Consider the following 13,874-nt stretch of genomic DNA (forward strand, 5'->3'; position numbering starts at 1 on the left):
GACCCTCTTCGCCCCGTACCTCGCCGAGGGCCGCATCGTCCGGCTCGGCGAGAGCCCGGACCGCTACCGGCCCCTCCAGTCCATCCGCACCCTCGCCAACCTCGACCACCCGCACCGCCGCAACGTCAAGGTCCCCCTGCTCATCCGTAACACCCTGGTGTGGCGCGGCCTGAAGACCGAGCCCACGCACGCGGCCCCGGACGTGTCCGCCTGGCTGCACGGCATCCGCGCCGCCGACCCCTACCTGAGCGAGGAACTGCGCTTCCACCCGCTCGGCGAGGTCGCCGCCGTGTCCGTCGCGCACCCGCTGTACGACGCGGTCGAGGACGCCCCGTACCGCTTCCACGAACTGCTGGGCGCCGTGTGGCGCGAGCCGGTGGGCGCGCTCCTCGGGGACGGCGAGCGGGCCCGCACCATGGCCGCCCTGCTCAAGACCGGCTCCGACGGCCGCGCGCTGGTGACGGAACTGGTGACGCGCTCGGGCCTGACGGCACGCGAGTGGCTCGCCGCCTTCTTCTCCGCCCTGCTGCCGGGCCTGCTGCACCACCTCTACCGCTACGGCACGGCCTTCTGCCCGCACGGCGAGAACACCGTCGTCCTCTACGACGCGGGGGACACCCCGATCGGCATCGCGGTGAAGGACTTCGCCGAGGACGTCAACCTCCTGCCCGAGGACCGCCCCGAGTACGCGTCGCTGTCCGAGCGCGCCGACCGCGTCCTGCTGCGCTGGCCCGCCCACGAGCTCGCCCACTCCCTGCTCAGCGCCGTCTTCGCGGGACACTTCCGCTTCTTCGCCCCGCTCGTCGCCGCGCACCTGGACGTACCCGAGGACGACTTCTGGACCCTGGTCCGCGCCGAGATCGAGCGCTACCACACCCGCTTCCCCGAACTCGCCGACCGCTTCGCCGACTACGGCCTGCTCGCCCCCGACTTCGACCGCGTCGCCCTCAACCGCGAACAGCTGCTCGGCGGCGGCTTCCACGACCGCGCGGAGAAGGACGAGGGCTTCGACGTCGTCCACGGCCGCGTCGCCAACCCGCTCGCCACGGCCGTCTCCGGGGAGTCCAAGTGACCGACACCGGCATCGATTTCGCCCACCTGCGCGCCGAGGCCGCCGCCGGCCGCCTCGAAGAGGTCGTCGTCGCGGTCCCCGACCTGCAAGGACGCCTCCAGGGCAGCCGCCTTTCCGCCCCCTACTTCCTCGACGAGGCCGCCGAACACGGCTTCAACGCCTGCGTCTACCTCCTCGCCACCGACGCCGAGATGAACACCGGCCCCGGCTACGCCATCGACGCCTGGCAGAGCGGCTTCGGCGACTTCGTCCTGCGCCCCGACCCGGACACCGTGCGCATGCCCGGCTGGGACCCCGGCACGGCCTTCGTCCTGGCCGACGCCACCTGGCCGGACGGGCAGCCCGTACGCGTCGCCCCCCGCCGCGTCCTGCGCGAACAGCTCGACCGGCTCGCCGCCCACGGCCTCGCGGCCTTCGCCGGGACGGAGCTGGAGTTCCTGGTCTTCGACGACTCCTACGCCGACGCCTGGGACCGCCGCTACCAGGACCTGCGCACCGCCACCCGCTACAACGTCGACTACTCCCTCCAGGGCCTCGACGGCGTCGAGCCCCTCGTCCGCCGCATCCGCCGCGAGATGACCCGCGCGGGCCTGCGCATGGAGACCGCGCGCGGCGAGGTCCACCCCGGCCAGTACGAGATCGTCTTCCGCTACGACGAGGCGATGAGGACCTGCGACAACCACGTCTTCTTCAAGAACGGCGTCAAGCAGCTCGCGGCCGCCGAAGGCCGCGCCGTCACCTTCATGCCCAAGTTCGACGAGGGCGAGGGCAACTCCTGCCACATCCACCTCTCGCTGCGCGGCACCGACGGCACGGCCGTCCTCGCCGACCCGGCGGCGGAGGACGGCATGTCCGACCTCATGCGGCACTTCATCGCCGGACAGCTGGCCTGCCTCGCCGACTTCACCCTGCTCATGGCCCCCAACATCAACTCCTACAAGCGCCTGCGCCCCGGCGCCTTCGCCCCGACCGGCATCGGCTGGGGCCGCGACAACCGCACCTGCCCCGTCCGCGTCGTCGGCACCGGCCACTCCCTGCGCATCGAGCACCGCGTCCCCGGCGGCGACGCCAACCCCTACCTCGCCATGGCCGCCGCCGTGGCCGCGGGCCTGTACGGCATCGAGAACGAACTCCCGCTGCCGGAGCCCCACGCCTCCAACGCCCTCGCCGACGCCTCCGTGCCACGTCTGCCGAGCACCCTCACAGCGGCGCTCCACCGCTGGGAGAACAGCGAGGTCGCGGCCAAGGCCTTCGGCGAGGACGTCGTCACCCACCTCGCCCAGGCGGCCCGCACCGAACTGGAGGCGTTCGAGGGCGCGGTCACGGACTGGGAGCGGGTGCGGGGGTTCGAGCGGCTGTAGCGAGAGGCGGCGCGGTCACTTTCCGGGACGTCCGAGCTGGTGTACGGTCCAGCCCGCCGTGCGCCAGGGCTCGGGGTCGAGGGTCGTGCGGCAGTCGACGAGCAGGGGCGTGGCGGGTCGGTCCACGAGGGCTTCGGGGCCGGCCTGCCGGTACTCCGGCCATTCGGTGGCCAGGACGACGAGGTCGGCGTCGTCGAGGGAGGCGGGCAGGTCGTCGGTGTAGTCGAACTGGGGGTTGCGTGTCATGGCGGTGGCCACGGCCTGCGGGTCGTGGACGGTGATAGTGCCGCCGGCCTGCTGGAGGGCATGGGCGAGGGCGAGGGCCGGGGATTCGCGGACGTCGTTGGTGCCGGGCTTGAACGCGGCGCCCCACACGGTGACCCGCGCGCCCTTGAGAGGGCGGCCGCCCAGGGCGCGGGTGACGAGGCCCATGGCGACATGGGTGCGGCTCTCGTTGATCTTCTCGGCGGCACGGAGAAGGCTGGCTGCCCGCTCGGCGCCGAGCTGCGCCGCGGAGGCCGTGAAGGCCCGGATGTCCTTCGGGAGGCAGCCGCCGCCGTAGCCGATGCCGGGCCTCATGCCACCGCTGCCGATGCGGGGGTCGATGCCCAGGATCTCGACGATCCGGGAGATGTCACCGTCGGCGGCCTCGCACATGTCGGCGACGGCGTTGATGTAGCTGATCTTCAGACCGAGGAAGGTGTTCGCCGCGCCCTTGGCCAGTTCGGCGGTCTGGGGGTCGGTGACGAACAGGGGGACGCCGCCGTCCAGGATGGGACCGTAGACGGTGCGGATCGCCTTCTCGGCCTCGGCGGTGGTGAGGCCGACGATGATGCGGTCCGGGCGAAGGGTGTCCTCCACCGCGTGTCCCTCGCGAAGGAACTCCGGGTTCCAGACGACATCGACCTTCGCACCGGCGGGAGCCAGTCGCTGGGCAAGGGCGGTGACCTGCCTGGTCGTGCCGACCGTGACGGTGGATTTCCCGACGATCGTGCACGACCGGTCGAGGTGAGGGGCGAGTTGACGGATGGCGCCGTAGACCTGTCCGGTGTCGTAACTGCGGCCATCGGCGTCGATGGGGGTGCCGACACCGATGAAGTGCAGGTCGGCGAAGGCGGCTGCCTCGCGGATATCGGTGGTGAAGCGCAGGCGGCCGCTCGCGGTGTGGCGGGCGAGCAACTCGGGGAGACCGGTCTCGTAGATGGGGCACTCGCCGGCGTTGAGCCGGTCGACCTTGGCCTGGTCGACGTCCACGCCGATGACCTCGTGGCCGAGTTCGGCCATCGCCGCCGCGTGCGGGATGCCGAGGTGGCCACAGCCGATCACGGAAACACGCATTGCACGTCCTTGTCTGTCGGGGGCACACCGTGTCCGGTGTGCCCCCAGACGCTAGCGGTGCGGGAGCGGGCCCGAGCCGGGCCGATTTCGCTCAGACGTTCACGCCGAGGAGTTCGGCCAGGTGAAGCAGGGCAGGGGTGGCCTCGGAGCGGACCACGACGTCGCCTTCCCGGGCGCCCTCGATGAGGTAGGGCTTGTGGACGCCGTGCTCGGTGACGCCCTCGGTGTCGAGGTAGAAGATCTTCAGGCCGAGCTCGCGGGCGCGGGTCTGGACCTTGCGTCGGTCGGCGTGCAGGCCGATGACGAGCAGAGCCTCGGCGCCGCCGGGGAACGGCATGTGCGGAGTGCGCTGGTCGTAGCGGCGCATGAACGTCTCCTCCAGCCCTGCGCGGGCGAAGAGGCGGTCGAAGTTGTGGGTGGCCACGGGGCCGACCACATGTCCGGCGTCGTGGAGCACCTTGAGGGCCCGGTGCGCGCCGGTCGGCTCGGCGAGGAGCAGGGTACGGAACATCAGCACCATGTCGTCGACCTTGCGTTCCGTGTCCGCCAGGATCTCCTTGATCAGGATGTCGGAGGCCGGGGCGAGGGTGAAGGCGTAGCCCTGGGTGAGGTCGTTACCCGCGCGGGCGGTGACCCGGTAGACCTCGTGCAGCCAATGCAGCGGCGGGATTCCGGCTTCAATCGATGTTCCGCACCCGGCTTCCACGACGAACGGCAGGTAGTCCAGCAGGCCGGACAGGTCGTCGGCGTAGGTCGGGGCGCCGCGCTGCTCCTTGACGCGCATCCCGCCGGCCAGCACGTCCCAGGGAAGGTTCCGCGCGGCCCGGGTGAGGGTGTAGCCCTCGGAGTAGACCGTGACGTCGATCGACGTGAACCCCTCGGGGGTGTCCTGGTCGGCCCGCTCGTCCTGTGGGTGGACGGTGTGCTCGGCGAGAGTGGCGTGCAGGTCGCCGCGACGCCAGGAGCCGTCCTCGTCGCCGGTCGGCTTCCACCGGCCGTCGGTCAGCCACTGGTCCAGGTCGCGCCGGTGGTCGGCGATCTCGTCGGCCGGGGCCAGCCACGACACGTACAAGTACAGCTCCTCCAGGACCAGGCGCTCCATCGGCTGGGTCCGGTCGAGGCCGTAGTGGAGGCGGTAGTGCACGACGCGGCGGCGCCCGGACTCGTCCTCGGTCCATCCGGACTGCGCGGCGTTGGCCGGGTCCTGTGTGCGCCGCCAGATGCCCTCCTCGACGGCTGGGCGGCGCTGCCCGTCGGCCTCCGGGGAGAAGTGCGCGTCCCACACGCGGACCTGGTCGGGGGTCAGGGAGTCGATCACGGGGTGAGGCAGGAACACGATGTCCTCCTTCAGATGATGCGTGGTCGTCGAGGGCTGTGAGGCCCCGTCGAGGGCCGCCTGGTCCGGTCCAGGGCGGTCACCGCGTCGGAGAGCGCCGTGGCCAGGAAGTCGATGTCCTCGTCCGTCGAGGTCAGCGGAGGGGCGACGACCAAGCCCTCGCTCCTCGGGTGGCCCGCTCCGGTGAACGGGTAGAAGAAGACACCGCGCTTTTCGGCCTCCTCCATCAGAGGCCAGAGCAGGCCGGGCGCGAGCTCCATCCCGTACAGGTGGCCCAGGCCCCGGACGTCCCGCACGACAGACAGGTCGGTCAGGACCCGCAGGCGCGCCCCGAGTCGGTCTCCGCGAGCCTGGAAGGCGTCGAAATCCATGGACTCCAGCTCGTCCAGGACACCGAGGCAGGCCGCTGCCTGGAGGGGGTTGGCGGCCATGGTGCCCATCGCAGGCAGGGGGCCCGCGTCGTCGTGGCGGAGCAGCGGGGCGATCTCGGGGGACACCAGCACCGCGCCGACGCCGGTGTAGCCGGCGCCCAGCCCCTTGGACAGGACGCACAGGTCCGGCTCGGCGCCGTCCCAGTGGTCGCTCGCCAGGGGCGTGCCGGTGCGCCACAGCCCGGTCAGGACCTCGTCGTGGATGACGAGGACGTCCCGCTCCCGGCAGATCGCCGACACGCGTCGGAGGTATCCGTCGGGCGGCACGTAGGCGCCGCCGGTGATGCCGTTGACGGGCTCGATCAGGACGGCGGCGACGTTCTCCACGCCCCTGCTGTCGATCGCCTTCGCGATCTCGTCAGCACACGAGGCACCGCACGCGTGCCCTTTGTGGCCGTGTGTCGGCGGGTAGGGCGCAGGGAAGGCCGGACCGATGCCCAGCGCGTCCTCCGGGTGGGGCCGACGGGCCTGGCCACCGGCGAGCGCGAGGGTGAGCGCGGAGTTCCCGTGGTAGCTCAGGCTGGACGTCAGGATCTCCCCTCGCCTCTTTCCGCCGCCCGCGCGGGCGATGCTCCGGGCCAGGCCTATGGCGATCTCCACGCCGAGCGTTCCGCACGTGACCAGTGCGACGGAGTCCTCCGGGCGTCCTACGGCGCGGCACAGTCGGTCCATCAACTCCAACTGGGTGCGGGGCCGCACGACGGCGGCGCCGCCGAACGAGAAGCGGGCGGACTGCATCGTGACGCGGGCGCGGACCCTGGGGCTGCCGTGCCCCACGTTCACGCAGAGGAGTCCGCTCGATCCGTCGAAGATCCGTCGGCCGTCAGCGCAGTGGAGCCAGGGCCCGCTCGCAGCCACGACGTCGAAGTCCGGCAAGGGCCTGGATGATGTCAGCAGCCGTTCGCGACGGGGCGAGATGCTCACGCCTTCCTTGATCATGACTGCCCTCCTGGTGACAGAGAGACGATGTGACGATCGCGTCGTGGCGGTGAAAGCCGCCAGCAGAGCGGGGCGGCTTTCACATATGGCCTAGTCCACAAGCCACCGTAGAAGGTGGAAGTGCACTAGGCCACATGCCAGCGTGCGTATATTGCGCTACGCTCCCCGTGGCCCAGTGCACTTTCTGAAGGAGCGTCACGTTGTCTCCCGAGATCGAACGTTCACTCCCGGCATACATGCAGGTGCTCACTCACCTGCGTGAACAGATCGTCAGCGGCAAACTCTCCGAAGGCGACACCGTTCCCTCCGAACGTCAGCTCGCAGCAGACTGGGGCATCTCACGGGCAACCGCCGCGAAAGTCCTGAACGAGCTGCGCCACGAGAAGCTGGTCATCTCCAAGCAGGGCTCTGGAACCGTGGTCGCGGCCCGCGCGAGCCTGCATCACTCCCCGGCCGAGCGCTTCAAAACGGCGCAGGCCACGGGGCGTATCTATCCACGCGGCCACTACGCCAAGATCCTCTCTGCGGACATCGCCCCCGCGCCGGAGCATGTGGCCCTGGCGCTCGGCATCACCGAGAACCAGGACGCCATCCGCCGCCAGCGGGTGTCGTACGGCGAGGACGACGCTCCCGTGTCCTCGTCCATCTCGTGGTTCCTGGCAGAGCTGGCTGATCAGGTGCCAGAGTTGCTGGTCACGGAGCGGATCGTCGGTGGAACTCCGACAGCGATCGAAGAGCGTGCGGGATGGTCCTGGCAGGACGGCCAGGACCTTGTCGGCGCCAGGATCGCGACCGACGAGGAAGCGGACCTGCTCGGGATCACCGAGCGTCCGGCCGCCCTTCTCGTCGGGTACAACAGCCTCTTCGACGCCGAGGGCAAGGTCATCGAATACGGGGAGTACATCACCCACGGCGACCGCTTCACCTGCTACACCTTCCAGCGCCCCCGCGACTGACCACCCGCGCCGATGGCCAGCGAGCCGCCGCGCCCAGGCGGCCCGCACCGAACTGGAGGCGTTCGAGGGCGCGGTCACGGACTGGGAGCGGGTGCGGGGGTTCGAGCGGCTGTAGCGAGAGGCGGCGCGGTCACTTTCCGGGACGTCCGAGCTGGTGGACGGTCCAGCCCGCCGTGCGCCAGGGCTCGGGGTCGAGGGCCGTGCGGCAGTCGACGAGCAGGGGCGTGGCGGGTCGGCCCACGAGGGCTTCGGGGCCGGCCTGCCGGTACTCCGGCCATTCGGTGGCCAGGACGACGAGGTCGGCGCCGTCGAGGGAGCCGGGCAGGTCGTCGGTGTAGTCGAACTGGGGGTTGCGTGTCATGGCGGTGGCCACGGCCTGCGGGTCGTGGACGGTGACGGTGCCGCCGGCCTGCTGGAGGGCATGGGCGAGCCTGGCCGGGCACAGCACGGACCAGGGGGGCTATTGGTCGTACGCCCACGAGCGGCCTGTCTGCCGGTACTCCTCCACCGGGATCGGCTCGACACCGGGCCGCATGCGGGCGGTGTAGAGCAGTCCGTCGAGGTGGTCGATCTCGTGGGCGATGAGCCGGGCGAGCCCGCGCTCGTACACCGTGGTCACCTCGGTGCCGTCCAACTCGGTGGTCACCACCGTGATCACCAGAGGACGAGGAACCATGCCGCGGACGTCGAAGAACGACAGGCACCCCTCGTACTGCTCGTCCATTTCCTGCGAGCGGGCGGTGATGCGCGGGTTGAGCAGGACGATAGCCGTGGCGGCGGGGTCGGCGGGTCGGACGACGGCTGCCTCCCGGGCGATGCCGATCTGCGGGGCCGCGATGCCCATGCCCTTGGCGAAGGGATGCACGCGCGCGATCCGCTCCATGACGGCGAACAGCGTCTCGACGGTCTGCTCGGCGGTGTCCTTCTCGTCCGGCAGGCGGAAGGGACGGGCGGCCTCGGCGAGGACGGGGGCGCCGTACTGCACGACGCCGAGGTCACGCATCTGCTCGCTGGGCCGCACCGTCGTCACCTGAACTCCTCGTGAGTCGCATCGCGTTCGCTCTTCGCGCGGAAGCGCCATTCGAGACGGTACCGGGCGTGGAGGGCCGGTGTGGAGGTCGTCCAGGAGAACAACCTGGTCCCGTTCTCGTCCCGCCGGACCGGGGCCGTCCGCAGCGGGGACGCCTCGGCGGTCATCGACGTCTCCGTCCCCCAGACGACAGGGTCGAGGGTGGCGGGGAAGGCGAGCTGGACCTCCAGATGCTCGGTGGGCAGCCGTACGGCCCGCTGGAACCACCGGCCCCACTTCTCGTCACCCACCGAGTACGCGTACTCGATCCACACCGACTCGCCGGGGTAGAGCGGGAAGCGGCCCTGGCCGTTCTCGAACAGCAGCCACACCTCTTTGAAAGCGTCGCGGTCGTGTTTGGCCTCCCACCGCATCGCCTCGCCCCGGCACGTCGCACTCAACGCGAGTTCTTCCCAGGTCAGGGGGTGGGTGCGGTAGTGGGCGTTGGACCGTTCCGGCTCGCCCGGGTAGCGGTCGACGCTGATGCGGATGAGGTAGCGGGTGACCGGCTCGGTGCCGGTGTTCCGCAGCAGTCGGCGCATCGTCAGCCGGTACAGGCGCCCGTCGTAGTCGAGCCGGGCCGCGTCGTGCTCGACGACGAGCGCCGAGCCGGTCGCGTACGGCTGCTCGGCCGCAGCCCGCGGTGCCGGTGGGGCGACCGCCGTCCGCCCGGTGCGGGCCTTGGCGGCCTCGTAGTCGCACCATCGTTTCCAGACGGCCTTGCCGGCGCCCAGAGCCTCGTCCGCGCGGCGGGCGAAGTCCTCGGTGGGCTTGTGCCGTCCGGACTCCACGTGGCTGACGTACGACGGGTCGAAGCCCATCGCCGCGGCCAGGGCCCGTTTCGACAGGCCCCGTACCTCGCGCCAGTAGGCGGTCTCGGCCGCAAACGCCTCGGCCGCCTGCTCCATGGTCATCGCATCGTGCTGTTCCTCCATCAAGGCCCCCGCCCGGCTGGCTGGTTGATGACGAGAGCGAGTGAACCGTGAGTGAGGGACACTCACCATCCCGTCACCATCATTGGCCCTGGTTTTCTTCCCTCAACCGGCCCGGACGACCCCGGGCCCGGCGGGAGGGAGACCGCCGTGCGGCTGCTGTACCTGCTGAACATCTCCAACCCCGGACGGCTCTCGGCCGACTCCGGCTTCACCTTCGCCGACCTCCTCACACCCGCGCTCGCCGACGCCGGGGTGGACGTGACCGTGGCCGCCCCTGCCCCCGCCGGGGACGCCCGGGTGGGCTTCGCGCCCACGCTCTCGCCGTCCACGAAGTACCGGGCCCGCCTCGATCCCGGCCTCGACGAGCTCGTCGCGCTCGTCCGCCGGACGCGGCCCGAGGTGGTGGTGGCCAACCAGATCGAGACCGCCCCCGCGATCCGCGCCGCCCTCCTGGAAGCCGGCACGGACGCCCGGATCGCCGGGTACTGCCACTACCTGCCCTTCTCCTTCACCGACGACGGCGACCTCGCGCTCGACCCGTCCCTGGACGACGGCAGCCTCGGCCGGAGCGTGCTGCTGTCCTTCACCGCCGGCCTCGCCGCGTGCGACCGCGTCCTCGTCCACTCCAGCACGGCCGCCTCCTGGACCACCGCGGCCGCCGACCGCATGGGCGTCGACCTCGCCGAGAAGCTGCACGTCGTCCCCGCGCCCAGGGACGAACGCCTGGTCCGCGACCCCGCCGACACCGTGCCGTCGGACGGCCACGCGGCCGGGATCTACAACCACCGCCTCTACGCGCACTACGGCACCGCCCGCTTCACCCAGCTCGCGCGGCACCTGGTCACCGAGGCGCCGGTGCGGCTGACGGTGATGGACCTGTTCGGCACCCGCAGCCCCGAGCGCCTCCGCCTCGACCCCAGCCCCGAGCAGCACCGCGACGAACTCGCCGCCCTCGACGGCGTCACGATCGCCTCCGACCGCGGCGACCGCGTCCGCTACCGCAACCTGCTGGCCGGAGCCCACTTCGGCATCGCGCCCTTCCGGCCCGGGTGCCCGTGGCCGATGTCAGTGGTGGACTGCCAGGGCATGGGCCTGCCCGTCATCGCCCCGCGCACGGGATGGCCGGCCGAACACATCGACGACGACCTCCTCTTCGACACCGACGACGAAGCCGTGCAGATCGCCCGGCGCCTGGCCACCGACGCCGAGTTCGGGCTTGGGGAACATCGGTACAGCCATTAACGCTAAGCACTTGATCATGGTCAACGTGTCGTGATTGCTTAGCACGGGCGATCCGTTCCGTGGGGACCTTCGGCCAAAGATCCACGCTCTGTCGCGGCCGGGTGGTTGGCTCCGCCGCATGCCAGTGGAGTTCTTATCTGACGATCAGGCCGCGTCGTACGGGAAGTTCAACGAGGAGCCACCCGGCCGGAGCTGGAGCGGTTCTTCTACCTCGATGACGAGGACCGCAAGCTGATCGCGAAGCGGCGTGGGGATCACAACCGGCTCGGGTTCGCGCTGCAGATGTGCACGGTGCGCTACATCGGCCGGTTCCTGCCGGATGATCCGCTTGATGTGCCATGGGTGGTGATCGAGCACATCGCCGAGCAGCTCGGTATCGAGGACGTCTCGTGCGTCAAGGCGTACACCGAGCGCAAGCCGACGGCGTACGAGCACGCGTGGGAGATCCGGGACGCGTACGAGTATCACGAGTACGAGGATCCGGAGTGGGGGCGGAAGTTTAGGACGTTCTTGCACGGGCGGGCGTGGACCGCGCACTCGGAGGGTCCGAAGGCTCTGTTCGATCATGCGGTGGGCTGGCTGCGCCGCAAACGGGTGCTGCTGCCGGGTGTGTCCGTGCTGGCACGGCAGGTGTCCGAGGTCCGCCAGATCGCGGAGAAGCGCCTGCACACCACGGTCGCCCGGTCGGCGTGGCGGGTGGATCGGTCGCTGCCCGCCGACCTGGTGGCGTTGCTGGAGACGCCGGAGGGCCGGCGGTACTCGTACCTGGAGACCTTCCGGCGGCCGCCGACGAAGACGACGGGCACGGCGATGAAGCGGGCGCTGGAGCGGGTGGACGAGATCGCGGTGTACCGGCTGGGGCGGGTGAAGCTGGACAAGCTCCCGCCGAACCGGCTCGCCGCGCTGGCCCGGTACGGCCTGGGGTCGAAGGCGACGAGCCTGGAGCGGGCCCCGGAGCCGAAGCGGACCGCGATGCTGACCGCGGTGATGCGGCACCTGGAGGCCAAGGCCATTGACGACGCGCTGGAGCTGTTCACGGTGCTGATGGCGACGAGGCTGATCAGTACCGCGAAGCGGCTCACGAACAAGGAGCGCCTCTCCACGCTGCCGCAGCTGGAGAAGGCGTCCCGGATTATGGCCCGTATCTCGAAGGTGTTCATGCAGGAGCTGGAGCACATCGAGGAGAGTGGCAAGGCGGTGGACGCGGCCGCGATGTGGAAGGTGCTGGAGGATGTCGCGCCGAGGGCCCAGCTGTGGAGCGCGGCCGCCACGGTGGCGAGCCTGGTGCCGGAGGACGACGACTCGGCGGAGATCGCGGTACGCGAGGCGCTGGCCAGCCGCTACAACACCGTCAAGCCGTTCCTGTCGCTGCTCGGCGACACCAAGATGCTCGGCGCGGCCCCGGCCGGGGAGCGGGTCCTGGCCGCGGTCAAGAGCCTGCCTGCTCTCAGCCGGCGCCAGGTGGCGAAGAAGCCTCTGCTGAAGCGGGAGGTCGACGACAAGGTGGTGCCGCCGTACTGGCGCAAGGCGGTGTACGCGAACAAGGACCTGCCGCAGGGCGCGGTGGACCGCGACGCCTACGTGGTGTGCGTACTGGAGCAGCTGTACCGCGCTTTGATGAGCCGCGACATCTTCGCGTCGCCCTCGCACCGCTTCTCCAACCCGCGTGCCCGCCTGCTGGACGGCAAGCCGTGGCTGGCGGTGCGCGAGGACGTGCTGGCCGGCCTGAGCCTGGAGATGCCGGTCGAGGAGCATCTGGCGGAGCTGGTGCGGGTGCTGGACGCGGCGTGGAAGCAGATGGCCGAACGCCTCGAAGAAGCCGGCGCGGACGCGAAGGTGAGCATCGAGACGCTGCCGAACGGGCGGGCCAAGCTCAACGTGGACGCGCTCGGCGCGCTCGGGGTGCCCACGTCGCTGGCCCGGCTGCGCAAGCGGGTCGAGAAGATGCTCCCGAAGATCGACCTCCCGGACCTGCTGTTCGAGGTGCACGCCTGGACCGGGTTCCTGGACGCCTTCGTGCACCTGGGCGACGGCAAGACCCGCATGAAGGACCTCACCACCTCCCTCGTCGCGCTCCTGGTGTCCGAGGCGTGCAACATCGGCATGACCCCCGTGGTCAACCCCGGCCACGAGGCGCTGACCCGCTCGCGCCTGGTCCACGTCGACCAGTACTACCTGCGTAGCGACACCATCGCCGCGGCCAACGCCGCCCTGATCGCCGCCCAGTCCCAGGTGCCGATCGTGAAGTTCTGGGGCAACGGGCTGCTCGCCTCCGTCGACGGCCTGCGCTTCGTCGTCCCGGTCCGCTCCATCGCCACCGCCCCGAATCCGAAGTACTTCGGATTCAAGCGCGGCATCACCTGGCTGAACGCCGTCAACGACCAGGTCTTCGGGATCGGGCAGATGGTGGTCCCCGGCACGCCCCGCGACTCCCTGCACATCCTGGACGCTCTGCTGAACCTGGACGGCGGGGTGAAGCCGGAGATGGTCGCCACCGACAACGCCTCGTACTCGGACATGGTGTTCGGCCTGTTCAAGATCCTGGGCTACAACTTCTCCCCGCGGTTCAAGGACCTGGACGACCAGCGGTTCTGGCGGGCGGAGATGGACGGGATCGCCACTGGCGGCTACGGACCGCTGGAGGCCCTCGCGCGCAACAACAAGGTGAACCTGAAGAAGGTGACCACCCACTGGGAGGACATGCTGCGCGTCGCGGGCTCCCTGGTCACCAACCAGGTGCGCGCCTATGACCTGCTGCGGATGTTCGGCCGCGAGGGCCGGCCCACTCCGCTGGGGCAGGCGTTCGCCGAGTACGGGCGCATCGCCAAGACCCTGCACCTGCTCCAGGTCGTCGACCCGGTCGATGACACCTACCGCCGTCAGATGGGCAAGCAGCTGTCCGTCCAGGAATCCCGCCACACCCTCGCCCGGGACATCTGCCACGGCAAACGCGGCACCATCCACCAGGCATACCGGGACGGTATGGAAGACCAGCTGGGCTCGCTGGGCCTGGTGCTGAACGCCGTGGTGCTGTGGACGACGAAGTACATCGACGCCGCGGTCGCCCAGCTGCGCGCCGAGGGCCACGAGATCAGCGATGAGGACGTCGCCCGCCTGTCCCCGCTGAAGTTCAAGAACCTCAACGTCCTGGGCCGCTACAGCTTCACCCCCTCCACCCCGACCCAGGGCCTGCGC

General features: G+C 70.5%; 10 protein-coding genes and 1 pseudogene. 5 read left to right on the top strand and 6 right to left on the bottom strand.

The annotated features are described in order from the left end of the window. Together K6I34_RS17530 and K6I34_RS17535 are read left to right on the top strand one after the other, a co-directional pair. Positions 1 to 1,072, top strand: a 1,072-nt coding sequence (locus K6I34_RS17530) for an IucA/IucC family siderophore biosynthesis protein (RefSeq protein WP_275127088.1), incomplete at its 5' end; no start/stop codon positions are given. After that, on the top strand, positions 1,069 to 2,433 hold the full coding sequence (locus K6I34_RS17535; protein WP_229327207.1) for a glutamine synthetase family protein: 1,365 nt from the start codon (positions 1,069 to 1,071) through the stop codon (positions 2,431 to 2,433). The genes K6I34_RS17530 and K6I34_RS17535, both read left to right, overlap by 4 nt. Positions 2,434 to 2,448: 15 nt before the next feature. On the opposite strand, the gene K6I34_RS17540 is transcribed toward K6I34_RS17535, so the two are convergent. The 3 genes from K6I34_RS17540 to K6I34_RS17550 form a co-directional block, all read right to left on the bottom strand. Then, entirely contained in the window at positions 2,449 to 3,771 is a 1,323-nt protein-coding gene (locus K6I34_RS17540; protein ID WP_229327208.1) for a UDP-glucose/GDP-mannose dehydrogenase family protein, read from the bottom strand. A 91-nt stretch (positions 3,772 to 3,862) separates the two neighbouring features. Further along, positions 3,863 to 5,107, bottom strand: coding sequence for a hypothetical protein (locus K6I34_RS17545; RefSeq protein ID WP_229327209.1), 1,245 nt, complete (start codon positions 5,105 to 5,107; stop codon positions 3,863 to 3,865). Positions 5,108 to 5,118: 11 nt separating this feature from the next. Beyond that, a complete protein-coding gene (locus K6I34_RS17550) occupies positions 5,119 to 6,477 on the bottom strand; it encodes an aspartate aminotransferase family protein (protein ID WP_229327210.1) in 1,359 nt (452 codons plus the stop codon). A 200-nt stretch (positions 6,478 to 6,677) separates the two neighbouring features. Between K6I34_RS17550 and K6I34_RS17555 the strand changes: the two genes are divergently transcribed. After that, positions 6,678 to 7,433, top strand: coding sequence for a GntR family transcriptional regulator (locus tag K6I34_RS17555; RefSeq protein ID WP_229327211.1), 756 nt, complete (start codon positions 6,678 to 6,680; stop codon positions 7,431 to 7,433). 130 nt (positions 7,434 to 7,563) lie between these two features. On the opposite strand, the gene K6I34_RS17560 is transcribed toward K6I34_RS17555, so the two are convergent. From K6I34_RS17560 to K6I34_RS17570, 3 genes are read right to left on the bottom strand one after another with little or no spacing between them, the layout of a single operon-like run. Next, positions 7,564 to 7,881 carry a UDP-glucose/GDP-mannose dehydrogenase family protein gene (locus K6I34_RS17560; RefSeq protein ID WP_229327212.1) on the bottom strand — a complete coding sequence of 106 codons (318 nt, stop codon included), beginning with the start codon at positions 7,879 to 7,881 and terminating at the stop codon, positions 7,564 to 7,566. A gap of 12 nt (positions 7,882 to 7,893) precedes the next feature. Next, positions 7,894 to 8,463 carry a peptide deformylase gene (locus tag K6I34_RS17565; protein ID WP_229327213.1) on the bottom strand — a complete coding sequence of 190 codons (570 nt, stop codon included), beginning with the start codon at positions 8,461 to 8,463 and terminating at the stop codon, positions 7,894 to 7,896. Continuing rightward, positions 8,460 to 9,416: a helix-turn-helix transcriptional regulator gene (locus K6I34_RS17570; protein WP_229327214.1), complete on the bottom strand. Its 957-nt coding sequence runs from the start codon at positions 9,414 to 9,416 to the stop codon at positions 8,460 to 8,462. The genes K6I34_RS17565 and K6I34_RS17570 overlap by 4 nt, the downstream gene beginning before the upstream one ends. A 168-nt stretch (positions 9,417 to 9,584) precedes the next feature. Between K6I34_RS17570 and K6I34_RS17575 the strand changes: the two genes are divergently transcribed. Continuing rightward, positions 9,585 to 10,679 carry a glycosyltransferase gene (locus K6I34_RS17575; RefSeq protein ID WP_229327215.1) on the top strand — a complete coding sequence of 365 codons (1,095 nt, stop codon included), beginning with the start codon at positions 9,585 to 9,587 and terminating at the stop codon, positions 10,677 to 10,679. Positions 10,680 to 10,797: 118 nt separating this feature from the next. Then, positions 10,798 to 13,874: pseudogene (locus K6I34_RS17580) on the top strand (Tn3 family transposase); the annotation flags it as partial.

Source organism: Streptomyces sp. UNOC14_S4, assembly GCF_020740835.1.
In the GTDB taxonomy this organism is placed as follows: Bacteria; Actinomycetota; Actinomycetes; order Streptomycetales; family Streptomycetaceae; genus Streptomyces.